The 26,477-nt window shown below is 61.5% G+C and carries 25 protein-coding genes; 13 read left to right on the top strand and 12 right to left on the bottom strand.

Features of this window, described 5'->3' with window-relative positions:
- Positions 1–103 precede the first annotated feature (103 nt).
- Both BFP99_RS16555 and BFP99_RS16560 read left to right on the top strand, forming a co-directional pair.
- Positions 104–2,605 (top strand): TonB-dependent siderophore receptor, encoded by a 2,502-nt coding sequence (locus BFP99_RS16555; RefSeq protein WP_065947729.1) that lies wholly within the window; start codon positions 104–106, stop codon positions 2,603–2,605.
- Positions 2,606–2,879: 274 nt separating this feature from the next.
- The gene (locus BFP99_RS16560; RefSeq protein ID WP_026136677.1) at positions 2,880–3,209 is read left to right on the top strand and encodes a hypothetical protein; all 330 of its coding nucleotides are present in this window, start codon (positions 2,880–2,882) and stop codon (positions 3,207–3,209) included.
- Between the two features lie 13 nt (positions 3,210–3,222).
- On the opposite strand, the gene BFP99_RS16565 is transcribed toward BFP99_RS16560, so the two are convergent.
- Positions 3,223–4,122, bottom strand: coding sequence for a LysR family transcriptional regulator (locus tag BFP99_RS16565; RefSeq protein ID WP_065947730.1), 900 nt, complete (start codon positions 4,120–4,122; stop codon positions 3,223–3,225).
- Positions 4,123–4,231: 109 nt separating this feature from the next.
- Between BFP99_RS16565 and BFP99_RS16570 the strand changes: the two genes are divergently transcribed.
- The 3 genes from BFP99_RS16570 (at position 4,232) to BFP99_RS16580 (ending at position 6,080) form a co-directional block, all read left to right on the top strand.
- Positions 4,232–5,290: an AbrB family transcriptional regulator gene (locus BFP99_RS16570; RefSeq protein ID WP_065947731.1), complete on the top strand. Its 1,059-nt coding sequence runs from the start codon at positions 4,232–4,234 to the stop codon at positions 5,288–5,290.
- A gap of 78 nt (positions 5,291–5,368) precedes the next feature.
- On the top strand, positions 5,369–5,815 hold the full coding sequence (locus BFP99_RS16575; protein WP_065947732.1) for a GNAT family N-acetyltransferase: 447 nt from the start codon (positions 5,369–5,371) through the stop codon (positions 5,813–5,815).
- Between the two features lie 4 nt (positions 5,816–5,819).
- A complete protein-coding gene (locus BFP99_RS16580) occupies positions 5,820–6,080 on the top strand; it encodes a hypothetical protein (RefSeq protein ID WP_065927933.1) in 261 nt (86 codons plus the stop codon).
- A gap of 265 nt (positions 6,081–6,345) precedes the next feature.
- Here BFP99_RS16580 and BFP99_RS16585 read toward each other — a convergent pair whose 3' ends face one another.
- On the bottom strand, positions 6,346–7,290 hold the full coding sequence (locus BFP99_RS16585) for a GGDEF domain-containing protein (protein ID WP_065927932.1): 945 nt from the start codon (positions 7,288–7,290) through the stop codon (positions 6,346–6,348).
- A 116-nt stretch (positions 7,291–7,406) separates the two neighbouring features.
- Complete coding sequence (locus BFP99_RS33305) at positions 7,407–7,547, bottom strand: hypothetical protein (protein WP_162844259.1); 141 nt, start codon at positions 7,545–7,547, stop codon at positions 7,407–7,409.
- Between the two features lie 222 nt (positions 7,548–7,769).
- Between BFP99_RS33305 and BFP99_RS16590 the strand changes: the two genes are divergently transcribed.
- The 5 genes from BFP99_RS16590 (at position 7,770) to BFP99_RS33310 (ending at position 9,863) form a co-directional block, all read left to right on the top strand.
- Positions 7,770–8,081 (top strand): YXWGXW repeat-containing protein, encoded by a 312-nt coding sequence (locus BFP99_RS16590; RefSeq protein ID WP_065927931.1) that lies wholly within the window; start codon positions 7,770–7,772, stop codon positions 8,079–8,081.
- 31 nt (positions 8,082–8,112) lie between these two features.
- A complete protein-coding gene (locus tag BFP99_RS16595; protein WP_065927930.1) occupies positions 8,113–8,691 on the top strand; it encodes an RNA polymerase sigma factor in 579 nt (192 codons plus the stop codon).
- Positions 8,688–9,113 (top strand): hypothetical protein, encoded by a 426-nt coding sequence (locus tag BFP99_RS16600; protein ID WP_065947733.1) that lies wholly within the window; start codon positions 8,688–8,690, stop codon positions 9,111–9,113. The genes BFP99_RS16595 and BFP99_RS16600 overlap by 4 nt, the downstream gene beginning before the upstream one ends.
- Positions 9,110–9,595 (top strand): periplasmic heavy metal sensor, encoded by a 486-nt coding sequence (locus tag BFP99_RS16605; protein WP_065927928.1) that lies wholly within the window; start codon positions 9,110–9,112, stop codon positions 9,593–9,595. The genes BFP99_RS16600 and BFP99_RS16605 overlap by 4 nt, the downstream gene beginning before the upstream one ends.
- A 94-nt stretch (positions 9,596–9,689) precedes the next feature.
- Positions 9,690–9,863, top strand: a complete 174-nt coding sequence (locus BFP99_RS33310) for a hypothetical protein (protein WP_159440245.1) — start codon at positions 9,690–9,692, stop codon at positions 9,861–9,863.
- A gap of 187 nt (positions 9,864–10,050) precedes the next feature.
- On the opposite strand, the gene BFP99_RS16610 is transcribed toward BFP99_RS33310, so the two are convergent.
- The gene (locus BFP99_RS16610; protein ID WP_065927927.1) at positions 10,051–10,413 is read right to left on the bottom strand and encodes an NUDIX hydrolase; all 363 of its coding nucleotides are present in this window, start codon (positions 10,411–10,413) and stop codon (positions 10,051–10,053) included.
- A gap of 127 nt (positions 10,414–10,540) precedes the next feature.
- Between BFP99_RS16610 and BFP99_RS16615 the strand changes: the two genes are divergently transcribed.
- The 3 genes from BFP99_RS16615 to BFP99_RS16625 all read left to right on the top strand — a co-directional run bounded on the left by BFP99_RS16615 (position 10,541) and on the right by BFP99_RS16625 (position 12,942).
- Positions 10,541–11,521 (top strand): Gfo/Idh/MocA family protein, encoded by a 981-nt coding sequence (locus BFP99_RS16615; RefSeq protein ID WP_065927926.1) that lies wholly within the window; start codon positions 10,541–10,543, stop codon positions 11,519–11,521.
- Between the two features lie 19 nt (positions 11,522–11,540).
- Positions 11,541–12,170 carry a ribonuclease T2 family protein gene (locus BFP99_RS16620; RefSeq protein ID WP_065947734.1) on the top strand — a complete coding sequence of 210 codons (630 nt, stop codon included), beginning with the start codon at positions 11,541–11,543 and terminating at the stop codon, positions 12,168–12,170.
- A 184-nt stretch (positions 12,171–12,354) separates the two neighbouring features.
- Positions 12,355–12,942 carry a LysE family translocator gene (locus tag BFP99_RS16625; RefSeq protein ID WP_065947735.1) on the top strand — a complete coding sequence of 196 codons (588 nt, stop codon included), beginning with the start codon at positions 12,355–12,357 and terminating at the stop codon, positions 12,940–12,942.
- Here the strand turns inward: BFP99_RS16625 and BFP99_RS16630 are convergent.
- From BFP99_RS16630 to BFP99_RS16665, 8 genes are all read right to left on the bottom strand, one after another.
- Positions 12,884–13,771 (bottom strand): AraC family transcriptional regulator, encoded by an 888-nt coding sequence (locus BFP99_RS16630; protein WP_065927923.1) that lies wholly within the window; start codon positions 13,769–13,771, stop codon positions 12,884–12,886. The two genes, BFP99_RS16625 and BFP99_RS16630, sit on opposite strands and share 59 nt — an antisense overlap.
- Before the next feature lie 73 nt (positions 13,772–13,844).
- Positions 13,845–17,291, bottom strand: a complete 3,447-nt coding sequence (locus tag BFP99_RS16635; protein WP_065947736.1) for a hypothetical protein — start codon at positions 17,289–17,291, stop codon at positions 13,845–13,847.
- 178 nt (positions 17,292–17,469) lie between these two features.
- Positions 17,470–19,083 carry an ABC transporter ATP-binding protein gene (locus BFP99_RS16640; RefSeq protein WP_065947737.1) on the bottom strand — a complete coding sequence of 538 codons (1,614 nt, stop codon included), beginning with the start codon at positions 19,081–19,083 and terminating at the stop codon, positions 17,470–17,472.
- A 1-nt stretch (position 19,084) separates the two neighbouring features.
- Positions 19,085–20,104 (bottom strand): ABC transporter permease, encoded by a 1,020-nt coding sequence (locus tag BFP99_RS16645; protein ID WP_027606501.1) that lies wholly within the window; start codon positions 20,102–20,104, stop codon positions 19,085–19,087.
- 1 nt (position 20,105) lies between these two features.
- Positions 20,106–21,182: a microcin C ABC transporter permease YejB gene (locus tag BFP99_RS16650; RefSeq protein WP_027606500.1), complete on the bottom strand. Its 1,077-nt coding sequence runs from the start codon at positions 21,180–21,182 to the stop codon at positions 20,106–20,108.
- A complete protein-coding gene (locus BFP99_RS16655) occupies positions 21,183–23,027 on the bottom strand; it encodes an extracellular solute-binding protein (RefSeq protein WP_065947738.1) in 1,845 nt (614 codons plus the stop codon).
- Positions 23,024–24,853 (bottom strand): extracellular solute-binding protein, encoded by a 1,830-nt coding sequence (locus BFP99_RS16660; RefSeq protein WP_065947739.1) that lies wholly within the window; start codon positions 24,851–24,853, stop codon positions 23,024–23,026. Before BFP99_RS16660 ends, BFP99_RS16655 begins: the two co-directional genes overlap by 4 nt.
- A 144-nt stretch (positions 24,854–24,997) precedes the next feature.
- Positions 24,998–26,413 (bottom strand): lytic transglycosylase domain-containing protein, encoded by a 1,416-nt coding sequence (locus BFP99_RS16665; protein ID WP_065927917.1) that lies wholly within the window; start codon positions 26,411–26,413, stop codon positions 24,998–25,000.
- Between the last annotated feature and the right edge of the window lie 64 nt (positions 26,414–26,477).

Consider the following 26,477-nt stretch of genomic DNA (forward strand, 5'->3'; position numbering starts at 1 on the left):
ACACACCGATCTACGCCGCCCAAATAAAAACTGCTCTCATTCTTGCCCGATTTGCCGACCTGGCCGTCATGGTTAATAGAACCTCTATTACCCAGGATTTCCCATGTCGCGCCTTGCTCGCCCCTTGCACCCACTGGCCTTGTCAGTGGCGTTGGCTTTCGCCGCCGTGCCGTTGCTGAACGTCCAATCCGCCTTCGCCGAAGAAAGCCGCAGCGCTGTACGCGGCTTCCAGATTCCGGCCGGTGACTTGAGCCAGGCGCTCAATAGCCTGGCCGAGCAGGCGGGCCTGGTATTGGCGTTTGATGCGAGCCTGACACGCGGCAAACGCAGCAATGGCTTGAGCGGGCAGTATGCCACCGACGAGGCGCTGACCCAGTTGCTCGCCGGCAGCGGCCTGCAGGCGCTGAAGCTCTCGGCCGACCGCTACCGCCTGGAAGCCATCCCGGATAACGGCGGCACCATGCAGCTGCAGGCCACCACCATCAGCGGCGCCTACCAGGCCGAAAGCCCTACCGGGCCGGTGTCCGGTTATGTGGCTACGCGCAGTTTGTCGGGCACCAAGACCGATACCGCGCTGATCGAGACCCCGCAGTCGATCTCCATCGTCACCAAAGACCAGATGCGCGCACAGAACGCCGAGAGCCTCAACCAGATCCTGCGCTACAGCGCCGCGGTCATCCCGGAAACCCGCGGCGCCACGGCGTCGCGTCTCGACCAATTGACCATCCGTGGGTTTGCCCCGGCCACTTACCTGGACGGCCTGCGCATGCCGTCGAGCCGTGATGCCTTGCCGCAAAAGGATGCCTTCGACCTGGAGCGCGTCGAAGTGCTGCGCGGCCCGGCGTCGGTGCTGTACGGGCAGGGCACGCCGAGCGGGGTGATCAATATGGTCAGCAAGCGCCCGCTGGATACGCCGTTCCATGAAGTGGGCGTCGAATACGGCACCTTTAACAAAAAGCGCACCACCTTCGATTTGAGCGGGCCGATTGACGATCAAGGCGTGTATTCCTACCGCGTCGCGGGGCTGTTCGACGATGCCGATGGCCAGGTCGATCACACCGAAACCCGTCGTCAGTCGTTGTCCAGCGCGTTCACCTGGCGGCCGGACGAAGACACCTCGCTGACCTTGCTCGGGCATTTCCAGAAGGACCCCAAGGGCGCGTCCTACGGTTCGGTGCCGGCCTGGGGCTCGGTATTGCACAGCCCGACCGGGCGCAGCATCGACGTGGACTTCTACGACGGCGAAAAGAACTTCGAGAAAAGCGATCGCGAGTACTACTCCATCGGCTGGGCCTTCGAGCATCACGTCAACGATGTGTGGACGGTGCGCCAGAACGCGCGTTACCTGCGCAGCGAAGGACGCTATCGCAGCCTCTACAGCAACTACCTGCTGGCGGATTACCGCACCATCCGACGTTCCACCATTGCCAGTGACGTCGACATGGATGCCTACACCCTCGATAACCAGGTGCAGGCCAAATTCGACACGGGCCCACTGCAACACACCCTGCTGATGGGGCTCGACTACCAGAACACCAGCACCGACACCCTGTTGGGCTCAGGGACGTATACCGCCGGGCCGACCCTGGATATTTTCAACCCGGTCTATGGCGCGGCCGTGCCGGTACCGGCGTACACCACCGACGGTACGTCGCGCAGCGAACAGACCGGGGTCTACCTGCAAGAGCAGATGAAGTGGGACAAATGGGTGCTGTTGCTGGGCGGTCGTTATGACTGGGCCAGCACCGACAGCACCACCAAGACCCTGCGCACCGGGGCCAAGAGCCAGTCCTCCCTGGACAGCAAGGCCTTTACCGGGCGTATTGGCCTGGTCTATCTCTTCGATAACGGCCTGGCGCCGTATGCCAGCTATGCGGAGTCGTTCAACCCGCAGTCGGGCACCGGTTACGGCGGTTCGGTGTTCAAGCCGACCGAAGGCAAGCAGTATGAAATCGGCATCAAGTACCAGCCGCCGGGCAGCAACAGCTTTATCACCGCTGCGATCTTCGACCTGCGCCAGACCAACGTCCTCACCACCGACCCGGACCCCACCCACTTGTGCGGCAGCGGTCGCTGCCAGAGCCAGGACGGCGAAGTGCAATCCCGTGGTTTTGAGCTCGAAGGCAAGGCCAGCCTCAACGACAACCTGGACATCACGGCGGCCTATGCCTACCTGGATAACCGCATCAGCAAGTCCAACAACACCGTGCGCTATGCGCCCATCAGCGACATCGGCGTAGGCCCAGCCATCAATGCCGAAGGCACCACCACTTATGCGGTGCCGCGTCACACCGCGTCGGCGTGGGCGGACTACACCTTCCACGATGGCAACCTCAAGGGCTTCGGGGCCGGTGCCGGTGCGCGTTATGTCGGCTCATCTTGGGGCGACACGGCTAACACGCTGAAAGTACCGGGCTACACCTTGTTCGATGCGGCGGTGCACTACGACATCCAGAACATCGTCAACCTCAAGGACAACCTGCGGCTGGCGCTGAACGCTACCAACCTGGCGAACAAAGAGTACGTCGCGTCGTGCTACTCGTACTCATGGTGCTGGTATGGCTCGCAGCGTACGGTGCAGGCGAGTGCCACCTACCAGTGGTAAGTACCTGGGCCTGTGTAGTGAGCGAGCTTGCTCGCGCTGGGCTGCGAAGCAGCCCCAAAACCAGGCACCGCGTTCTACCTGATACCCATAGGTGTATTGGTGGGGGGCCGCTTCGCGCCCCAGCGCGAGCAAGCTCGCTCGCCACAACAAGCGGGCTCATCACAGGGCCATCAGTTGTCATTCGGTTTCACCGATAAGGCAATTTAGTGGCCCCTTTGTAACAAAATCCTCGCCAGAATCGCTTTTATTTTCAGGTGGTTAGGTGAGGAAGCAAATGCGCACTGTTGGAATCATGCTGATCGCCTGCTCCCTGGCCGGCGGCGCGGCTGCCGTGCAGGCAAGGGAGCTGCGCGAGGGTGACAAGTACATGTGCAGTTGGGGCGCCGGCACGGCTGCCAGGGCCCAGGAACTCAAGCTGTCGGGGGTGTCGTTGTACGCCGCGCGGCAGAAGATCCAGACCATCAAGTTCAATAAGTCCTGGATGCGCATGATGGCCATGGGCATCACCGAACAGACGTATGACAGTCGTTCACGGCTCAAGCCCGAAGCGATTCGCCAGAGTTTCTATCAGGATTGCGTGCGCTACAAAGTGGCACGCAAATGAGTGGCCAGCCCGCTTAGCGTATCAGCGGCGAGCTGGCATCCTCCTGGAAATACACCTTTGCCGTTTCAATAAACCGCCGATTGGCCTGGGACAAATACTCACTGGCGCGCCAGCACAGGTTGAAGTGCATGAATTGTGCAGGCTCGAAAGACACACCCGTGAGCCCGACCTCCTGCTCTTGAACTGACCGCAGCAGGGTGGAAACCCCCATGCCGCTGCGGGTGGCGGCAATCACCAGCGGAACGAAATTACTTTCCAGGGCAATATTGAAACGCACGCGGGCATCGCTGCAAAAGGCATCCAGCAGGTGGCGTTGCAGGAAGGTGTTGTCGAAGACCAGCATGGGCTCGTCCTGCAATTGCGCCGCCATGATCGAAGGTGCCCCTGCCAACGGATGCCTTTCGTGCATGCACAACACCATCTCATCACTGCCGAGCAGCACCGACTCCCAGTCCGGGTCAACCCGTCGCGACTCCAGCAGCGCCACATCAATCTGCCGTGTGGCCAGGCGTTCGCTGATGTCATCGGCACTGCCTTCCACCACATGCATGGCAATGCCGGGATAACGCGCGCGAAATTGCATCAACAGTTCGGGAATATGGCGGATGCCGTACATAGGCGGCACACCGATGCGGATCTCGCCGCTGTGCAGTTGAGTCAGGTCCTGCAGCTCGCGGCGGGCACCAGCCAAACCTTCCAGGCAGGCTTCGGCGCGCGCCAGGAACAATTGGCCTTCGGCAGTCACGCTGATTTGCCGCGTAGCACGGTTGAACAGGGCGACACCCAGTTCCTCTTCCAACCGACTGACTGCCATGCTCAATGCCGGTTGCGCCACATGCAGCGCCTGCGCGGCCTTGGTGAAGCTGCCTTGGCGGGCGATTTCGACGCAGTACTCCAGGGCTTTCAGGTTCATACGGGCTCGCATAACAAAAGTTGATGATTTGCTTAACAAATGGATATTTTCTGTGATGATGTCAAGTCTATAACCTGTCGGCATTCTTCTCCATGCCGGGTTCATCACAATGCGCAACCTTCGCCAGTATTGGCTCCTGACCCTCATCATCGGCGCCTTGGGCGGCAGCGTTGCCAGTTGGGCGGGGTGGCCGTTGCCCTGGGTGATTGGCTCGCTGGTCGCCGTGATGCTGAGCCGATGCGCCGGCGCGCGGGTGCCGGAAGTGCCCCACGGGCGCAGGATCGGGCAACTGATCGTGGCGGTGGCCATCGGCTGTCATTTCACCCTGCCGGTGATGCAGCAAGTGGCGACCCATCTTGGCCTGATCGTAACGGCAGTGATGCTGACGCTGGTGCTGGCCGTGTGTTCGGTACTGATCCTGCACCGCTGGGGCGTTTCATTCGGTACGGCGTTCTTCGCGTTGATGCCGGCCAATTCCACTGAGATGGTGCACCTGGGGCGCCAACGTCATGCGGACACATCGTTTATCGCGGCGGCCCATAGCATTCGGTTGCTGCTGATCCTGCTGGCGGTGCCCGCCGTCGCCACCTTTGGAATGCCGCACGTGGCTGTTCGTGTGCCGTTGCCGGTGATCTGGCCCTGGCTGGTGTTCATCCTGGCGATGAGCGGGCTGGCAGCCCTGGGCTTCCAGCGCTGCAAACTGCCCAACCCATGGACGTTCGGGCCGTTCCTGATCTGCGCGGTGGGAGTGGGCTGCAACAACCTGTCGATGAGCATGCCAGGCTGGCTCAGTGGCACCGGCCAGCTGTTGATCGGCTGCGCGCTCGGCGTTGCGGTTGACCGTGGTTTTTTCCTGCGGGCGCCGGGTTTTCTGTCGAAGGTGTTGCTGTTGTTGGCGGGTTCGGTAATTGCCACGGCCCTCGCCGCATGGGGACTTGGCGCCTGGCTGGGCATGCCGTGGCTGTCGCTGGCCTTGGGCATGATGCCCGGCAGCGCGCCGGAAATGAGCCTGACCGCCGAGGCCCTGGGCCTGGCGGTGACGCTGGTGACCGCGATGCAGGTGATCCGGATGTTGCTGATCCAGGCGGCGTGCCTGCCGCTATTGAGGCTGCTGGAGCGTACCCCGCAGGTGCGTACGCCGGCGAGTGCAGGCTCAGGGTTCTGGTAGGCCGTCGCTTACAAATCCACGACATTCACTGTGTTTCAATTTGCATACAATTGCGTCCTTCACTAAGGGGGGGCCGGTATGCAAACGCTAATTCGCGCGGCGACGCAGGCCGATGTCGATACGCTGTTCGAGATCCGCACGTCGGTGGTCCAAAACCATTTGAGTATTGAGCAGATGGCTGAACTGGGCATCACGCCGCAGCTGCTGGCCGATAGCATGCGTGAAGCGCCCTGCGTATGGATTGCCGAAGTGGATGGCCAGCCAGTCGCTTTCGCCATGGTCGACCTGGCTGAAGGTGAGGTATTTGCGATGTTCGTGTTGCCGAGTCACGAGAACCTCGGGTTGGGCCGTCAACTGATGGCGGTCGCCGAAGCGGCGCTGTTTGAACACCATGACAGGCTGTTCCTGATCACCGACGGCCGCGACGAAATCCGCGCCAACGGTTTCTACCGGCACTTGGGCTGGTCGGTGGTGGAGCGGGTGGAGGGGGACGACGTTCGCTACCAGAAGAGCAGGGCAGGGTAAGCCGATGAGCCCGGCAGCCCGCCCATCGTCCACCAGCTTGCGCTCCCTCGCGGTCGGCGTGCTGTGCGTTGCGGTAGTGCTGGGGGGCTATTTCGTGCAACTCAACGCCAAGGCGGATCGCCAGCGCGAAGAAGCGGCCGAGCGTTTGGCACTTTGCCGACAGGTTGAGCGGGTCGCCAGTGTGGCCACATCCGGTGGCCTCGAACTTCGCGATACCTGCAAGCAATTGAGCGAGGGCGGATCGAAGAGTGTCACGCCGCCGTAACTTATAACCCTTTTTTATAAGTGGGAATAACGGCGGTAGTTGCACCAAAAAGTGGCACTTATATACTTCGTTACCTTAAAAAACATGTGGTTATTGAAGGACTTACACCGCTTCGAATCCGACGAAAGGATATAAAATTTTCTTGTTACAGCTTTTTACACTGGTTACTATAGCCGGGCGTTCACCTCCCACGGTTTATGCATTTTTAAATCCCAAGTTTCCATCAGCTACTTGGGATTTTTTTTGCCTGCGATTTGACCCGGCATCAAACTTCCCCGTCTGCAAACTCTGCGCGCATTCGCCCGTTGCGTTTGGCCTGGTAGAGCAACTTGTCGACATCTTCGACAAAACCCAGCATCGGGCTGTCGGGTTTGACGATGCGCGTACCCACGCCGAGGCTCAGGGTCAACAGGTTGGATACCGCTGAAAAGCCATGTTCGATCTGTTGCTGGCAGATCAGGTGCAGGCAGCGCTGTGCCACCTGTTTGGCCGAGGCTGCATCGGTTTCCGGCAGCAACCACACAAACTCTTCACCGCCGATACGTGCAATGAAGTCCCGGGGCCGGTTGGCGGCGAGTGACAGGGTACGCGCGACCTCGCGCAGGCATTCGTCACCCTTGATATGGCCGTAGTGGTCGTTGTACTGCTTGAAGAAATCGATATCCAGGATGATCAACGACAGTGGCAACTGGCTGCGCAGGGCGCTGGCCCATTCGCGCTCCAGCACGGTGTCGAACATGCGCCGGTTGGCGATGCCGGTGAGGCCGTCCTGATAGGAATATTCCTCGAGTTGCTTTTGCAGGCGCACCAGATGTTCTTCAGTCTTCTTGCGTTCGCTGATATCGAACATAAAGCCGATCAGCGCCTCGACTTCACCGTCCTTGCGCACCACATGCACCACGTCGCGAATCCACACGTAGTCGCCGTTCACCGTCAGCGCCCGGTAATCCGCCTCATGGTCCACCCCTGCACGGGATTGCGACACGCAGAAATTCACCACGTATTCGCGGTCGTCCGGGTGCATGCGCGAGACCCAGTCATCGACGCTGACCCAGCTTTGCGGGGTCCAGCCCAGCAGCGCTTCGATCTGCGGGCCGATATAGCTGAAGGTCATGGTCTGCCAGTCGATACGCCAGGGGATGGCCTTGGTCGACTCCAGCAGCGTGCGGTATACGTCGCTGTCGGGCTGGCTCGGAGGGGCAATGCTCATGGTGGACGGCTCGAATGATGGCTAAGTGCCCAGAGCGTCGTGTGATCGACGGTGGGAGTCAAGCGCTTGCCGAGGCAGCAGACGAGAGGTCGTGTGACGGGCATGGCGGCGGCCAGCTAGCCGATGACAGCATGGCTGGGCGCGTCCACTGCGCCGTAGTAACGCCAGCAGCAATGACGGTGTTCCGGCACGATCACGCAGCCGCTGAGACTGACGATCAGCGCAGCGGCAACCAGCAGGGTAAGTCGACGGTACATGGTGTTTCCTCTTGGTTTGGCCGGGGTTAATCCTTCAACGCGGCGACCGGCGAAAATCCGTCGCAATCCTTTCAGACATTTCATCAAGCCCCGCCAACCCCTGAGCAATACTGGTCTCGCACCCTGCTGAAAAAATCTGCGCAGCCCGCGACGGATTTTTGTGCACGCGCCGTTCAACCCATCAGCAACCTGCACTTTCGCGGGTTGCATGGAGGAGTTGCCATGAGAGCCCTGGCCACATTGCGTTTAACCGTGCTTGTTCCGCTGGCCCTCGCCGCGTTTGTCAGCACCCCGACGTTTGCCCAGACCGAGATCATTATCCAGCAGGCACCGCCGCCGCAACGTGTGGAAATGATCCCGGCCGAGCGCCCCGGCTATGCCTGGGACCGTGGCCACTGGCGTTGGGAAGGGCGCGGTTATGGCTGGGTACCGGGCCACTGGCAGCCAGTGATGCGTCATGCGCGCTGGGAGCCTGGTCATTGGGAAGCCCATGGCCCCAACTGGTACTGGCGCGAAGGGCATTGGATCCGCTGAACCCTGACCCTTGGCCCTGAGAACTGCCCGATTGAAAGACACTGATCCGGACGTTGAGCTGCTGGCGCGTATCGGCAATAACGAACCTGCCGCCGTCAACGAAATGGTGACGCGCAAGCTCCCGCGTTTGCTGGCGCTCGCCAGTCGGATCCTGGGGGACGCCGACGAGGCCAAGGACGTGGCCCAGGAAAGCTTCCTGCGCATCTGGCGCCAGGCCGCCCACTGGCGCAGTGGCGAAGCGCGTTTCGACACCTGGCTGCACCGGGTCGCGCTGAACCTGTGCCACGACCGCTTGCGGCGGCGCAAGGAGCGCCCGCTGAGCGATGAGGCGGCGGTGGAGGTGGCAGACAGCTCGCCATCGCCTGAAGAGCAACTGGAGACCCAGGACCGCAGTACACGCATGGCCGCCGCGTTGGCGGCCTTGCCCGAACGCCAGCGCGAAGCCATCGTGTTGCAGTACTACCAGGAGCTGTCGAACATCGACGCCGCGGCCCTGATGAATATCAGCGTCGAGGCACTGGAGAGCCTGCTGTCGCGGGCCCGACGCCAGTTGCGCAGCCAACTTGCCGATACACCCGGGCTTGCCCGCCCAGGAAGGGGAAAATCATGACACCCGAACGCTTTGTGTACCTGGCCGACGTCTATGGGGCGGACCTGCGTCGCTGGCCCGCGGCAGAACGGGCAACGGCCCAGGCGCTGCTCGACAACGGCAACGTCCATGCCCGTGTAGCCTTGCAGCAGGCGCGTTGGCTTGACAGCCAGTTGGACAGCCATCACCTGGCGTTCCCCGACCCGGCGTTGGTCCGGCAGATACGCCAATCCGCCCCACGCTCATTCTGGTCACGCTATGCCAACTGGTTATCGCCCGCCGGCCTTGTCGGTGCGGGCATTGCCGGCATCGTCACCGGGATGCTGGTGGCGTCCATGAGCGTGCCGCTGCCGATGTTGTCCTCCGACGTGCTGCCCAGTGTCTTTGATCAGGGCGACGCGGAAGTCGTCTTCAGCGTCAATGCCGAGGAAACCGAACAATGACCACCAGATCCCTGAAGCCGTGGTTGTTTGCCTCGATCCTGCTCAACGTATTTTTGATCGGTGGGGTGGGCGGCGGTCTCTACCATTGGATGGCCAACGCCCGGCCCGCCGAAGCGGTGGTCAACCAGCATGGCCTGCGCCAGGCGATGGTCAAGTTGCCGCCGGAGCGGCGCAGGGAACTGCGCCAACTGCTGCGCCGCAATCGCGACGACAGCCAGCCGCTGATCATGGCAGGGCGTGAGGCGCGGCTGGGGGTGATCAAGCAATTGGAAGCGCCGAGCCTCGATCGTGAGGCGTTGGTAGCGGAACTGGCCAAGGCACGGGAGGCCGATATGGCGCTGCGGGCGTTGGTGGACGGTACCCTGGCGCAGTTCGCCAATACCTTGCCCCAGGATGAACGGCAGCAGCTGGTGGAGGCCTTGTACAGGCGCGGGCAGGCAAAGGCCCAAGCAAAGTTGGCAGGCAAAGAACCTCGGTCGTGAGCAGGATGATGGAACTGGAAATCTCAAAGTGCCACGAAGGTAGAGCTCAGAGAAACCCGACATTCCGTTGGGTAGAGCAACAAGGTAAAGAACGATGATCGAAAGCTCTAACGTACGTCCCGCGCAGGCTGCTGCTCAACCTAACTCTTTGGATGCAATCACCGATTTCGGCGGCGCACAGCCGGAGGACATGGCAGAGCAAACGCGGGTGAAACGCCCGGGAGAAGAATCGGCAGCAGGAAATGGCCCGTCCCAGATCAGTTTTTGAGTCTTGCCCCCAGCGGTGAGGGGAAGCGCCCTCGCCACTGATACCTCCGCCTGCCGCCCTTCACCAGGCCATGTGGGTGCCTTTGACACACACAGCGGCTGCCGCGGTCGACAGATCCTTTGTCGAACGGCAGAGAGCAAATGGCCTGGTCTAACGAAGGGGGCTGGATAACAGGTTGGGCGCTGTATTACAGACGCCGGAGAAAGGCTTTGACGATGTGCCGCGTGGCGTCGGTGGTATCCAGTTGGTCCACGGCGCCATAGGCGTGCCACTGGCAGTCGACGATCTCGTTCAGCGGCCGCGCATCCGCGATATTCACCACCGAGGCTTCAAATACATGGTGCACGGTGTCGTGGGCCTTCAGCTCCTGCAGGTACAGCAGCCCGTCCACGTTCAATCCGGTTTCTTCTTCCAGCTCCCGTTCGGCCGCACCGACCGGGCGCTCGTCCCGTTCCACCTTGCCGCCCGGCAAGGCCCATTTTGACCTGGCCTTGCGCACGAAGAGGATATGCCCCTCGTGTTCGCAAATGACCGTTGCGCGTATTTTCATCGTCTGTGCCCCCGCAGCGGGATGAATGTCATAAAAGTGTAATGCAATTGTCATGCTAAGTGGTTATGGCGTGTCGGCGTGGGGATGTGGATACTGCCTGATTGATGAAAACGGACGAGGAAAACAGATGAGCAGCGTACGTTGGGGCATGATCGGGTGTGGCAGTGTCACTGAATTGAAGAGTGGACCCGCTTTCTACAAAGCGCCAGGTTCGGCGCTGGTGGCCGTGATGGGGCGGCGCGAGGAGGCCGTGCGCGATTATGCATCGCGACATGGGATTGCCCGTTACTACACCGACGCCCAGGCACTGATCAACGACCCCGAAGTGGACGCCGTGTACATCGCCACGCCGCCCGACAGCCACCTGGAATACAGCCTGATGGTGGCGGCGGCCGGCAAGCATTGCTGTGTCGAGAAGCCGATGGCGCTGAACGCCGAACAGAGCGCGCTGATGCAGCGCACCTTCGAGCGCGCCGGGCTGCACCTGTTTGTTTCCTACTACCGGCGCTCGCTGCCACGCTTCCAGCAAGTGCGCGCGTGGCTGCAGGACGGGCGCATCGGCACGTTACGCCAGCTGACCTGGACCCTGTGCAAGCCGCCGGCCGCCGAGGACGCCAGCGCCGCCAACTGGCGCACCGACCCGGCCATTGCCGGTGGCGGCTACTTTGCCGACCTGGCCAGCCACGGTTTCGACCTGTTCCAGTACCTGGCCGGGGATATTGTCGAAGTGGCGGGCTTTACTGCACGACAGGCCGGAAGCTATGCCGCCGAGGACGCCGTGACGGCCTGCTGGACCTTCAGCTCGGGCGCGCTGGGCATGGGCTGCTGGAACTTCGTCGCCGACCGCCGTGAGGACCGGGTCGAATTGATCGGTAGCCGTGGGCGCATCCAGTTCTCGGTCTTCGAAGACCAGCCGCTGCACCTGGAGGGCGAGACCAGCGAGGTGCTGGAAGTGCCATGCCACACGCATATCCAATGGCACCACGTATTGGCCATGAACGCGCATATTCGCGGCGAAGCCGAGCATCCGTCGCTGGCCATCGAGGCGTTGAAGACCGATCGGATCCTGGACAAGGTCCTGCAACGTAATCCCAATCTGCCGGGATGATTTTCCAAGGAATAGCTGAATGAAATACTGGATGGTCCTGTGGCTGGCACTTGCCACAACGGCGATGGCGGCCCCGCGTAGCCAAGGGACGCCTGGGGAATTTGATTTTTATGTGTTGTCGCTGTCATGGTCGCCGACCTTCTGCCTGACGCACCCGGACAACGAGCAGTGTTCGGGCAAGGGCTACGGCTTTGTGCTGCACGGCTTGTGGCCGCAATACGCGCGGGGAGGGTGGCCGGCGACCTGCACGCCGCAATCGCGCTTGAGCCGCGAAGAGATGGACAAAGGCGCGGCGCTGTTCCCGACGCGCTCGCTGCTCACCCACGAATGGGCCAAGCACGGCACCTGCAGCGGGCTGGAACCCTTGGCATACCTGGAGAAAACCGATGCGGCGCTGGGCGTGGTTGCCATCCCTGCGCAACTGCAACCGTTCAACACACCGCCGTCGTTGCCTGCCCGCGAGATCGAGGCGCTGTTTCGCGAAAGTAACCCGCGCATGGGCACCCATGGGCTGGCGGTGATCTGCAAAGGCAAGGTGCTGTCGGAGGTGCGTGTGTGCCTGACCAAGGACCTGGCCTTCGCCGGTTGCCCACGCAGTGTGAAAACCCAATGCCGTGATGGCGAAATCCGCATTCCCACGCAGCGTTGAACGCCGGCATCCACACACCTGCCCAAGCCACTGCACTAGGTCGAGATCCTGGCTGAGGATGGGCGGGTGTGTGGCGTCGAAGACTGTGTGATCCACGCCCCAGGGTGATTTTGTTCAATACCGATTTGACCCGGCCTTATACCGTGGAACCCTGTTTACGCCTCATCATAAAAAGGGAACCGCAATGAGCTTGATCATTTCCATGGCCGCCTTCGCCCTGGCCACGTCCATCACGCCGGGACCGGTCAACGTGGTCGCCCTGAGTTCAGGCGCGCGCTTCGGTTTTGTCGCCAGCCAGAAGCATGTGTTCGGCGCTGCCGTTGGCTTTACCTTGCTGTTGGTGCTGATCGGCCTGGGTTTGCACGAGGTGCTGGTGCGCTGGCCCATCCTGACCCAGTTGATCCAGTGGGGTGGGGTGGCGTTCCTGCTGTACATGGCCTGGAAACTGGCGGTGGACGACGGCCAGCTCAACGCGGAGGGCAGCGCGACAGCGCCATCCATGCTCTACGGCGCGATCATGCAATGGCTCAACCCCAAGGCCTGGCTGGCCTGTGTGGCGGGCATGGGCCTGTTTGTGGCCGACGGGGATGGGCGGCAAGTCTGGCTGTTTGCCAGTCTCTACCTGGTGATCTGCTACCTGTCGGTGGCGTGCTGGGCCTATGCCGGGACCTTTCTACGCCGTTACCTGGACAATCCCCACGGCGTGCGCCTGTTCAACCGCTCGATGGCCGCGTTGCTGGTGGCCAGTGTGGGTTATTTGCTGATGGCTTGAGCACCTCGCGGTATTGCCCGGGGGTGGCGGCGAAATGCTGCTTGAAGGTGCGCTGGAAGTGCGCCTGGTCTGCAAAACCGGCGGCGAGCGCTACGTCGGCGATCAACTCGCCCTTGCGCAGCTGGGTGCGGGCAAACTGGATGCGCTGGTTGACCAGGAACGCGTGGGGCGTCAGCCCGTAGTACTGCTTGAAGGCGCGGATCAGGTACGACGGCGACAGTTCGGCCGCCAGGCAGATGTCTTCGAGTTTCAACGCCTCGGTGCAGTGCGCACGGATGTACTCGGCGGCCCGCTCCAGCTTGTGGTTGACCTCGCGCATCGGTGTGGGTGAAGGGTTCAGGCGCTGCTGGACTTCGCTGAAGTAACTCACCAGTGCGCTCTGCTTTTGCAGCAATTCGGCCTGCTCGTTCACCAGCATCCGGTACAACGCCAGCAAGCCGCCGTACAGCAGCGGGTCACGGGTATGCGGCGTATTGAACGGGCGATAACCCTGGTCGGTGCTGAAGCCCAATTGGTACTGCAGCTCGGTCAGCCAGGGCGTGTCGAGGTACAGCATATGATAGGACCAGGGCTGGTCGTGGATAGGGTTGCAGGCATGCACATCGCCGGGGTTCATCAACACCACGGTGCCGGCGCTGATCTGGAATGTATCGGCGCCGTAATGGTAATAGCTGCGCCCGGTGGTGATCGCGCCGATGGAGAAGTGCTCATGGGCGTGACGGGTGTAAGTGACCTTGCGCCCGTCGGCGATGGTGCGCGCTTCGATGAACGGCAGGCGCTCGTCGCGCCAGAAGCGCGGTGCGGCGGGGAAAGGGGCGGGCGGTGTCATGGGCGCGACTCCAGGGCAGTCAAGATCAGAAACGGATCGTTGCACAGACCCTGGCGTTTGGGTAGCCGATGGCTTAATAGGGTTTCAGATTGTGCAAACGCTCGTTTCGGCGGTTGTTGATCAGCAGGACCTTTTCCACATTGTTGAGGTTCTGCGTGGACTCACTCAGATCCCGGTGGTTACTGAGCAGGCACTGGTCAACGACCATCCTGGCAATCGCTTCGAGTCGTGCCGATTGCCAGGACTTCGGTATGGGGGCGGGGTCACCCTGGGTATCCGTTATGAGGGTGGCGTCCAGGGGATGGAGCAGGACCTGCGAACTGGCGCCCGCCACGGGTTCGGAACCGGTGAGATAAGCGCTCCAATCGATCTGCAACTGAACAGGGTCTGGGGCGACCGGGTCATTCAGCAAACCGGATGGCGGGCTGGCCAGCTGCGTGACCAGCATCTGCCTGGGAAGCAGTTGCAGCAGGTAGCGATCCCGCTGGTAGCGAACACGCAACAGGCATCCAAAATGTGCGGTGATCATCGTGTCCCGGGCAGCGGGGGACGGTTTGCGCAGCAGGTACAGTTCGATGTTTCCCTGCTCCAGGCTGACGCGCTTGGGCAGCGGCAGGCAGGCCAGCAGGTAGGCAATGCACACGATATAGCTCTCACGGATGGATTCGAGCGCGGCGTGGAAGTTTTCATCAGCGTTGTGGTCCTTGAGCGTTCTCAAGGATGGCGAAAACCTGTTGACACGTACCTGTGGCTGAATCGCCCTCCAGCGTTCAATGTGCTTTAACTCACCGGCCAGATACAGTTCGGCCAGGGAAAAGGAAATATCCTGGGTACTGACTTGCGGATAGCGAATACCGGGCGGAAGGAAGGGCGCCGGCATGAACACGGTTTTGTCCAGGTGAGCGTTATCCGGATAGACCTCACGCAGGTACCTCAATGCCGCCTCCTTCTGATCCGGATAGGGGGTGTGCAGCGATCCGAAGGCATCGTTGAGTGTGCGCTTCTGTTTCTCATAGGTGCGCACGGCGAGCTCGCCTTTAAAGGGCAGGTCCGTGTCCGTCGCATCCACCACGCCATTGGCACGCGCCCAGTCGAGGACGGGATCGACCGTAGGAGGCAGCGCCCAGAATTCCCGGTTGAGCGTCGTGGCAGGGTTATGGACCAGGGTCATGATGTTCTCAAGTGTCATGTACCGGCTGGCGCCAGGGGTTTTCAGCTCGATGAAATCGACGAACTGCTTGAACACGACCCAGTTCTGGTTACACAGGTAAGGCAAGGTTTCGGGGATGTTGCGCACGAGCAATTGTGGCGCGCTGCCACTGAGCAGCAAATGCGCAGCCAATGGGGCACCCTCCAGCAGCGTCTGGCGCAGGAGGGCTTCAAGATTGCTGCGCACCAGTGCACAGTTGTCACCCCAGTAGTAATCGGTATCGATGGCCAGCCCGCCGACCAGGTTGCGTTGTGTGCCGGCCTGTTCGTCCAGGCTCAGAATCAGCGCGCTGAGCAGCAGTGTTTGTCGACGCTGTTGTGGCGTTGTACCGTGCAGTGCCGCATCGGACCAGATGACGAGGGTGTCCAGGCGCTCGACCAATAGCTGGCTGCGCTGGCTCTGCACCATCTGGTTCAGCAGCATGTCCGCTTCGGCGCGGATCCTGGGGGCGCTCTTGCCCGCCCAACAAGGTTCGCCGAGCCACTTGAACAGGGGCGCTCCATGCGCCTGTGCAAACGCCTGTTGCGCTTCGTATACCTGTCGGCGTTGTGTGCTGGATAAGGTCAGCAATGACGGCTGCGGCTGGCCCAGGCCCTGCCAGTAGTTGCCCAGCCGTGGTGTCGCAGCCCTGACGGCCCTCAGGTAGTGCGCCGCCTGCCGGGCCTGCTCCGCTGTCTTCACTTCGGGCATGCGCAGGAACTTCATCAACTGCTTGAGGGTGGCCTTCATATCACTGCGCAGCTCGCCACCCAATTGTTTGGCCAGCTCCTGCAAGGGCGTGAGACAGCGCTTGAGCGCTCGACTGGAGACGATATCGTCCGTGAGGTTTCTGCGCCTGCCGTCCCTGTCGTCCGCGCCCACGTACCCCTCTTCGGTCAGCAGTACCAGCGCCTTTTCGTCGTCGATACCGCGTTTCACGCAAATGGCGACAAATGATCTGTGCTTGATCATCATCAGCAGTTTTTCGGCGCTCTCCTCCAGCAACTGGTAGAACATCGAGTCAGTGTCCAGCTCGACCGTATCGTCGAGCTCAACCTTTTCATCGGGTTGTTTGCCAGCGCTGACTCGCTCCAGCTCTGTCTGCAGCCGATTGAAGTTATTCAGGGCGCTCAGGCTGTTTTGTTTGCGCTTGAGCCATTGCGCATCCTGGGCAGCTTCACTGCAGTACGGCTGCCCAGGCACGGATGACTGGCGCAGGCGCGCGATCAGGGCGTGCACCTCGCTGGCCTGGAGGGGGACCTCGATGGCGTAGAAGTGCATGAGCTGCGCCAGGCTCAGGCTGTTATTGGAGGCCACCTGTTCTCCCAGCAACGACGCATATTGCGCCAGGCGAATCAGCCGACCCGCCACTGGCGCACCGCCCAGGTGTGTACGCAGGCTGATACTGGTCCCCTGGATCTGCGCGGGTGAGGCCCGCAGGGAGTGATCCTCGCCGGAATAAATAAAGTATTCATCGGGACCCAGCGCAGTTGGGAACGTCTGCGTGAACTCGATCGAATTGATCACGCTCTGCAGTAATTGCGCGGCTTCTTTCAAGGTGTGCGCTACGAAGGAGTCAGACCTCAGCGTGAGGCGCTGGCGGTAAGCGAGGTAGCTGTCATGGGGTTCATCCGTGGCTGCCGCGCTGGCCATGCATTGCTCGAGGTTATCGGCCAGTTGCAGCAAATCCAGGTGCTGTGCGTGCATTTCATGGCGTGTCGCCGACTGCGCGCGGCCATTGTCACCCATCGTTGGAAAGGCATGGTAGGCCTGCAGCTCATCGACAATCATCCGCGCCTGGATCTGGTTTTTGGGCAACGTGTAGCCGTAGAACGCCAGCGTCAACTCGAGTGGCAATTCAAACGTACTGTGGCCGTTTGGCAAGTCGATATAGGGCACGCCCAGCTGGTTGGGATCAAGGATCTCGGAGATGCCCAGGATCGGCACGGACACTTCCAGCCAGCCTGGGTCGTCATGAAGATGAAAGGCCCTGGGTGTCATTTGGTCCTCGTGAATGACATTGGCGTGCAGGGAGCTTCCCATGACCTTGATGCTTCGATACTCCAGGTGCCGCGCGTCGGCCCATGCCAGGAACACGCTCTGGTTGATAGCCTTGCCGAACAGCACCATCCATTGGCCAAGCCTGGAGTTGCGGTCGACCGCGATCAACGCGGGAGGCCCCAGCAGAGTCCAATTGTGCGGTAAGGCGGGCGACAGCAGCGCAACCAGGCTGTTGATCAGCTTCAGATCATCCTGGGTGGCAAACAAGACGGGGCTGGCAGGCAGTGGCTCGGTCGCCGCAGCGGCAATCAGCGGGGCAAATTCGTACATGAATGAAGTTCCGTTTCAAGGTTGCCCAAGAAAACGTTTCTTGGGCGGAACTTCATGGTCGAGGGTTTTTACCTGGGCTTGATAGCCTGCGCCATCCGGAGTTGCTGTAGGTCGAGTAGGCAGCCACGGTGATCCGATGGCGAGGCACGCCAACGCAGGAGGTGGGCGTGCTCATCGCTCAGAAGCGCTCCGGGCAGGGCACCAGAAAGGCCGCTTCCAGCAGTTGACGCGTATACCCATGCTGCGGATCAGCGAAAATCGCTCGCGCATCGCCTTGCTCCACCACCTGCCCCTGCTTGACCACCATCAGTTGGTGACTCAGCGCCTTCACCACCGCCAGGTCATGGCTGATAAACAGGTAGGTCAGGTTGTACTTGGCCTGCAGGCTGCGCAGCAATTCCACCACTTGCCGTTGCACGGTGCGATCCAGCGCCGAGGTCGGTTCGTCCAGCAGGATCAGGCGCGGCTTGAGCACCAGTGCGCGGGCGATGGCGATGCGTTGGCGTTGGCCGCCGGAGAACTCATGGGGGTAGCGATGACGGGATTCAGGGTCCAGGCCCACCTCCTTGAGCGCCGCGATAATCGCCGCTTCCTGCTCGGCAGCTGTGCCCATCCTGTGGATGCGCAGGCCTTCGCCGACGATCTCGCTGACGCACATGCGTGGGCTCAGGCTGCCGAACGGGTCCTGGAACACCACCTGCATTTCCCGGCGCAACGGGCGCACCTGTTGCTGGGTCAGCGTGTCCAGCTGCTGGCCTTCGAAACGAATCCCGCCCTTGCTGGCAATCAAGCGCAGGATCGCCAGGCCCAGGGTGGATTTGCCCGAGCCGCTTTCGCCGACGATGCCCAGGGTCTGGCCCTGGGGCAGGCTGAAGTTGATCCCGTCCACCGCCTTGACGTAATCGACGGTGTTGCGCAAGAAGCCCTTCTTGATCGGGAACCAGACTTTCAGGTCATCGACTTCCAGCAACGGCGGGCCGACTTCGTTGCTGGCCGGGCCACCGCTGGGTTCCGCCGCCAGCAATTCCTGGGTGTAAGGGTGTCGGGGCGACTGGAACAGCGTCTCGCACTCGGCCTGCTCGACGATGCAGCCTTGCTGCATCACGCAGACGCGGTGAGCAATACGCCGCACCAGGTTCAAGTCGTGGCTGATCAACAGCAAGGCCATGCCCAGGCGTGCCTGCAATTCCTTGAGCAACTCCAGGATCTTCAACTGCACGGTGACGTCGAGGGCCGTGGTCGGCTCATCCGCGATCAACAACTCCGGCTCATTGGCCAGGGCCATGGCGATCATCACCCGCTGGCGCTGGCCGCCGGACAATTCGTGGGGCAGGGCCTTGAGCCGTTTGTGCGGCTCGGGGATACCCACCAGTTCCAGCAGCTCCAGGGTGCGCCGGGTCGCGACCTTGCCGGTCAGGCCCTTGTGCAGGCCGAGCACTTCGTTGATCTGCTTCTCGATGCAGTGCAGCGGATTCAACGACGTCATCGGCTCCTGGAAGATCATCGCGATGCGGTTGCCGCGAATATGCCGCAGGGTCTTTTCCTTCAGGGTCAGCAGGTCCTGGCCGGAATAGGTGATGGTGCCGGACGGATGCCGGGCCAGCGGGTAGGGCAGCAGGCGCAGGATCGAGTGGGCGGTCACCGATTTGCCTGAGCCGCTTTCGCCGACCAGGGCCAGGGTTTCGCCGCGCTTGATATCGAAGCTGACGTTGTTCACCACACGGTGGTGATGCTCGCCCGTGACGAACTCGACGGAGAGGTCGCGGATTTCGATCAGATTGTCCTGATTCATCTCATTTCCTCGGGTCGAAGGCATCGCGAGCGGACTCGCCGATAAACACCAGCAAACTCAACATGATCGCCAGCACGGCAAACGCGCTCATGCCCAGCCACGGTGCCTGCAGGTTGGATTTGCCCTGGGCCACCAGTTCGCCCAGGGACGGCGAACCGGCCGGCAGGCCAAAGCCGAGGAAGTCCAGGGCGGTCAGGGTGCCGATGGCGCCAGTGAGGATAAATGGCATGAAGGTCATGGTCGAGACCATGGCATTGGGCAGGATATGGCGGAACATGATCGCGCCGTTCTGCATCCCCAGTGCCCGCGCCGCGCGCACGTATTCGAGGTTACGCCCGCGCAGGAACTCGGCGCGCACCACGTCCACCAGGCTCATCCAGGAAAACAGCAGCATGATCCCCAGCAGCCACCAGAAGTTCGGCTGCACGAAGCTGGCGAGGATGATCAGCAGGTACAGCACCGGCAAGCCCGACCAGATTTCCAGGAAACGCTGCCCGGCCAGGTCGACCCAGCCGCCATAGAAGCCCTGCAAGGCGCCGGCGATCACGCCGATGATCGAACTGAGCACCGTCAACGTCAGGGCAAACAGCACCGACACACGGAAGCCGTAGATCACCCGCGCGAGCACATCGCGGCCCTGGTCATCGGTACCCAGCAGGTTGACGCGCGAAGGCGGCGCGGGGGCCGGTACCTTCAGGTCGTAGTTGATGCTCTGGTAGCTGAACGGGATCGGCGCCCACAGGGTCCAGGCGTCCTTGGCCTTGAGCAGTTCCTGGATATACGGGCTCTTGTAGTTGGCTTCCAGGGGGAATTCGCCGCCGAAGGTGGTTTCCGGGTAGCGCTTGAGCGCCGGGAAATACCAGTCGCCGTCGTAGTGCACCGCCAGTGGCTTGTCGTTGGCGATCAGCTCCGCGCCCAGGCTCAGCCCGAACAGGATCAGGAACAGCCACAGCGACCACCAGCCACGCTTGTTGGCCTTGAACCGCTCGAACCGGCGGCGATTGAGGGGGGATAGATTCATCTCAATGCTCCCGGCTGGCGAAGTCGATACGCGGATCGACCAGGGTGTAGGTGAGGTCGCCGATCAGTTTCACCACCAGCCCCAGCAGGGTGAAGATAAACAGCGTGCCGAACACCACCGGGTAGTCGCGGTTGATTGCTGCTTCAAAGCTCATCAGGCCCAGGCCGTCGAGGGAGAAGATCACTTCCACCAGCAACGAGCCGGTGAAGAAAATCCCGATGAACGCCGACGGGAAGCCGGCGATCACCAGCAGCATCGCGTTACGGAACACATGGCCGTAGAGCACGCGGTGGTTGGTCAGGCCCTTGGCCTTGGCGGTGATCACGTATTGCTTGTTGATCTCATCGAGAAAGCTGTTCTTGGTCAGCAGGGTCATGGTCGCGAAGTTGCCGATCACCAGCGCGGTGATGGGCAGCGCCAAGTGCCAGAAGTAGTCGAGCACCTTGCCGCCCCAGCTCAACTCATCGAAGTTGTTGGACGTGAGCCCGCGCAAGGGGAACCAGTCGAAATAACTGCCGCCGGCAAACACCACGATCAGCAGGATCGCAAACAGGAACGCCGGGATCGCATAGCCGACGATGATTGCCGAGCTGGTCCACACATCGAAGTGGCTGCCGTGTCGCGTGGCCTTGGCGATCCCCAGGGGGATCGACACCAGGTACATGATCAGCGTGCTCCATAACCCCAGGGAGATGGATACCGGCATCTTTTCCTTGATCAGGTCGATGACCTTGGCGTCACGGAAGAAGCTGTCGCCGAAATCCAGCCGGGCGTAGTTCTTGACCATGATCCACAAGCGTTCCGGCGCCGACTTGTCGAAGCCGTACATTTTTTCGATTTCCTTGATCAGCGCCGGGTCCAGGCCCTGGGCGCCACGGTAGCTGCTGGAGCCGGCCACCGAGACTTCGGCACCGCCGCCGGCAATGCGGCTGGTGGCGCCTTCAAAGCCTTCGAGCTTGGCGATCATCTGTTCCACCGGGCCACCGGGGGCGGCCTGGATGATGATGAAGTTGATCAGCAGGATCCCGAACAGCGTCGGGATGATCAGCAACAGGCGGCGAACAATATAGGCCAGCATTTAATCGCCTCCGCTCGCCGCATCGGCGTTGGTGTCGGTAGTCGTTTCCAGGGTGACGGCAGGTTTTACGTTGGGTTTTGCCCACCAGGTGGCGGTGCCCACGTCATAGCGTGGCGGGGTTTTCGGATGGCCGAGGTGGTCCCAGTACGCCACGCGGAAGGTCTTGATGTGCCAGTTGGGGATCACGTAGTAGCCGAACTGCAGCACACGGTCCAGGGCCCTGGCATGGGCGATCAGGCTTTTGCGCGAGTCGGCGTCGATCAGTTCTTCTACCAGTTGGTCCACCGCCGGGTCCTTGAGGCCCATGTAGTTGCGGCTGCCGGGCTTGTCGGCGCTGGAAGACTTCCAGAACTCCCGCTGCTCGTTACCCGGCGAGGTGGATTGCGGGAAGCTGCCCACCACCATGTCGAAGTCCCGCGAGCGGATACGGTTGACGAACTGCGAGACATCCACCCGGCGGATCACCAGGTCGATGCCCAGGTCCGCCAGGTTGCGCTTGAAGGGCAGCAGGATGCGCTCGAACTCGGTCTGGGCCAGCAGGAACTCGATGGTCACCGGTTTGCCCGTGGTGTCGACCATCTTGTCGTCGACGATGCGCCAGCCGGCTTCCTGCAGCAATTGGTAGGCCTCGCGTTGCTGGGTACGGATCATGCCGCTGCCGTCGGTTTTGGCCGGCTCGAAGGCCTGGGTGAAGACTTCGGCGGGGATCTTGTCGCGCAGGGGTTCGAGGATCTTCAGCTCATCCGGGCCGGGCAGGCCGGTGGCGGCCATTTCGGAGTTTTCGAAGTAGCTGCGGGTGCGGGTGTAGGCGCCGTTGAACAGCTGTTTGTTGCTCCACTCGAAGTCCAGCAACAGGCTGATGGCCTTGCGCACGCGCACATCCTGGAACATCGGCTTGCGCGTATTGAACACAAAACCTTGCATGCCGGTAGGGTTGCCGTTGGGGATTTCTTCCTTGATCAAGCGGCCCTCGGTCACGGCCGGAATGTTGTAGGCGTTGGCCCAGTTCTTGGCGCTGAACTCCAGCCAGTAGTCGAACTGCCCGGCCTTCAACGCCTCCAGGGACACGGTGCTGTCGCGGTAGTAGTCGGTGATGCGGTTGTCGAAGTTGTAGAAACCCTTGGTGATCGGCAGGTCCTTGGCCCAGTAGTCCTTGACCCGCTCGTAGCGGATCATGCGCCCGGCCTTGACCTCGGCCACCTTGTACGGCCCGCTGCCCAGGGGCACCTCCAGGTTGCCCTTGGCAAAGTCCCGCGTGGCCCACCAATGCTTGGGCAGTACCGGCAGTTGCCCGAGGATCAGCGGCAATTCGCGGTTGTTGGTGCGCTTGAACTTGAACAGCACCCGCAGCGGGTCTTCGGCGACCACTTCATCGACATCGGCGTAGTAGGTGCGGTAGATCGGCGAGCCTTCCTTGATCAATTCCTGGAAGGTGAACACCACGTCTTCGGCACGGATCGGGTGGCCGTCGTGGAACCGCGCTTCGGGGCGCAGGTAGAAACGCACCCAGCTGTTGTCCGGGGCTTTTTCGATCTTGCCGGCGACCAGGCCGTATTCGGTGATGGGTTCGTCCAGGCTCTGCATGGCCAGGGTGTCGTAGATCAGGCTGACGTTGTCGGCCGGCACGCCCTTGCTGATAAACGGGTTGAGGCTGTCGAAGCCGCCCATGCTCGACTCGCGGAAGGTGCCGCCCTTGGGCGCGTCCGGGTTGACGTAGTCGAAGTGCTTGAAGTCGGCGGGGTATTTCGGCGGCTCGTTGTACAGCGTCAGTGCGTGTTGCGGGGCGGCGTGGGCCGTGGTGCACAGCAACAGGCTGCCGAGCAGTACGTTGCGTAAATACATCATTGGGCTTTCTCCGAAGCTTTCAGCCACCACGCGCTCAGGCCCAGGCTGTAGGGCGGCGTGGCGACAAAGGCGAACCGGTTACGGTACGCCAGGCGATGATAGTTGAGGTACCAGTTGGGAATGCTGTAGTGCTGCCACAGCAGCACCCGGTCCAGGGCGCGGCCGGCGGCCAGTTGTTCTTCGCGGGTCTGCGCCGCCAGCAGTTGTTCCAGCAGGTGATCGACAACGGGGTTGGCGATGCCCGCATAGTTCTTGCTGCCCTTGATCGCCGCCTGGCTGGAGTGGAAGTACTGCCACTGCTCAAGGCCGGGGCTCAAGGTCTGGTTGAGGGTGATCAGGATCATGTCGAAATCGAATTGATCCAGGCGTTGCTTGTACTGGGCGCGGTCGACGGTGCGCAGGCGTGCGTCGATGCCGATGCTGATCAGGTTCTCGACATAGGGCTGCAGGATGCGCTCCAGGTTCGGGTTGACCAGCAGGATCTCGAAGCGCAGCGGTTGCCCGTCCTTGTTGAGCAGGCGTTGGCCCGACAGCTTCCACCCGGCTTCGCCCAGCAGCGCCAGGGCGCGGCGCAGGGTTTCGCGGGGGATGCCGCGCCCATCGGTCTGGGGCAGGCTGAAGGCTTGGGTAAACAGGTTGGGCGGCAGCTGGTCGCGGTAGGGGGAGAGCATCAGCCATTCATGGCCGGTTGGAACCCCGGCAGCGGCGAATTCGCTGTTGGGGTAATAGCTGAGCGTGCGTTTGTAGGCGCTGCTGAACAGGGTGCGGTTGGTCCACTCGAAGTCGAACATCAGCCCCAGGGCCTCACGCACCTTGGTCTGGCTGAAGGTCGGGCGCCGGGTGTTCATGAACAGGCCCTGGCTTTGGGTCGGGATCTGGTGGGCGATCTGCGCCTTGATCACTTCGCCACGGTTCACCGCCGGGAAGTTGTAGCCATTGGCCCAGTTCTTGGCCTGGTGCTCGATATAAATGTCGAACTCGCCGGCCTTGAACGCTTCGAAGGCCACGTCGCTGTCGCGGTAGAACTCCACCTCGACCTTGTCGTAGTTATAGAAGCCCTGGTTGACCGGCAAGTCCTTGCCCCAGTAATCCTTGACCCGTTCGAACACCAACTGGCGTCCAGGGGTGACCTTGCTGATGCGGTACGGCCCGCTGCCCAGGGGCGGTTCGAAGGTGGTCGCCTTGAAGTCGCGGTTTTTCCAATAGTGCTGGGGCAATACCGGCAACTCGCCCAGGCGCAGGATCAACAACGGGTTGCCGGCGCGCTTGAACACAAAGCGGATGCGGTGACGGTTGAGGATGTCCACCCGTGCCACTTCCTGCAGGTTGGTGCGGTATTGGGGGTGGCCTTCGGTCAGCAGGGTGCGATAGGAAAACGCCACATCATAGGCCGTGATCGGCTTGCCATCGTGGAAGCGCGCCTGCGGACGCAGGTTGAACACGACCCAGCTGCGGTCCTCGCTGTATTCCACCGACTGGGCAATCAGCCCGTAGCTGGAGGTGGGCTCGTCGCCGGACGGCGCGTACTGGCCGGTGCCGACCATCAACGGCTCATTCAGCTCATTGACGCCGTATTGCAGGAAGTTGGGGGTGGAAACCGGGCTTGAACCCTTGAACGTGTAGGGATTGAGGGTATCGAAGGTGCCAAATGCCATGACCCGCAAGGTCCCGCCTTTCGGCGCTGCAGGGTTTACCCAATCGAAGTGGGTGAATTTGGCCGGGTACTTGAGCGTGCCGAACTGCGTGTAACCGTGGCTCTCGGTTATTGCCGCGTTCGCACCAAAGCTCAAGGCCAGACTTATTAGTAGAAGGAGGGGACGCTTCAAGTCAGGGATCCGATCCAGGCGGCTTGGGCTTTATGATCGGTACAGTAACAGCTTGTTCCGGATGGAAAAAGCCAGTCGGGATGATGTAGAACCAATGTGGGAGCAAGCTCCCTCCCACATTGGTTCTCCGGGGTTCTTGAAACCTTAGCGCGGCCCGGAAACCACCAGCATCTGCCCAGGCTTCAGCGCCTGGCCAGTACGCGGGTTCCAACGCTTGAGATGTTGCATCTCGACGTTGAAGCGCTTGGCGACGATGTACAGCGAGTCGCCTTTCTTGACCTTGTACTGCACCGGCTTCTTGCTGTCGGCCTTGGCCACCAGCTTGCGGGTGTCCTGCATCACCAGGGTCTGGCCGACCTTGAGGGCCTGGCCGTTGAGTTTGTTCCAGCGCTGCAGGTCATGCACATCGACCTTGTTCGCCTTGGCGATCAGCGTGAGGTTGTCGCCACTGCGCACCTTGTAGCTGCGGGTGCGGCCGGCCACCCGAGCAGTCTCGACTTCGTCGAACACCTGCTTTTTCGGGCGCATCGCCAGCAATTCTTCCGGCTTCATCGTCGAAAGGGTGCTGGTGAGCAATTGTGCCTTGGAGCTCGGCACCAGCAGGTGCTGCGGGCCATCCAGGGTGGTGCGTTGCTTGAGCGCCGGGTTGAGCTGGAACAGTTCGTCTTCGTCGATCTCGGCCAGCGCGGCAACCCGCGACAGGTCCATGCTTTGCTTGACCTCGACCACTTCGAAGTACGGCGTGTTGGCAATCGGGTTCAGGTTGACGCCATAGGCCTCGGGGGCCAGCACCACCTGGGACAGCGCCAGGAACTTGGGCACATAGTCCTTGGTTTCCTGGGGCAGGGGCAGGTTCCAGTAGTCGGTGGGCAGGCCGAGCTTCTCGTTGCGCTCGATGGCCCGGCTCACCGTGCCTTCGCCGGCGTTATAGGCGGCCAGGGCCAGCAGCCAGTCGCCGTTGAACATGTCGTGCAGACGGGTCAGGTAGTCCAGGGCGGCGGTGGTGGAGGCGGTGATGTCGCGGCGGCCGTCGTAGGCGCGGGTCTGGCGCAGGTTGAAGTAGCGCCCGGTGGAGGGGATGAACTGCCATAGGCCGACGGCATCGCTGCGCGAATACGCCATCGGGTTGTAGGCACTTTCGATCACCGGCAGCAGCGCCAGCTCCAGGGGCATGTTGCGTTCTTCAAGGCGTTCGACGATGTAATGAATGTAGAGGCTGCCGCGTTCACCGGCGTTCTCCAGGAAGGACGGGTTGCTGGCGAACCACAGGCGCTGTTGCTCGATACGCGGGTTGACGCCCACGTTGTCCTGCAATTGAAAGCCGCGGCGCATGCGTTCCCACACGTCCTGGGGTACTTCTGGAGCAGGCTTCTCTGAAAGCCAGATGACGGGTTTCTGCTTGATCTTGGCGGTAAGATTGGGCTTGGGTTGCACGGTGGATTGTGCGGCGAAATTTGTCGATTGGCAGCCCGCCAGCGTGGCGGACACAGCCACCGCCACAGCTTGAGCCAGGCGGGTCAATGCGTCTGAATGGTTGGATTTACGAATAGATGACGACATTGGCTGGAAGTAAGTTCCGGGCAAAAATGTCGGGCGATTCTAGAAAGCACTTTGGTTCCGGTCA

It is taken from the genome of Pseudomonas sp. 1 R 17 (genome assembly GCF_900067035.1).
Lineage (GTDB): Bacteria > Pseudomonadota > Gammaproteobacteria > Pseudomonadales > Pseudomonadaceae > Aquipseudomonas > Aquipseudomonas marginalis.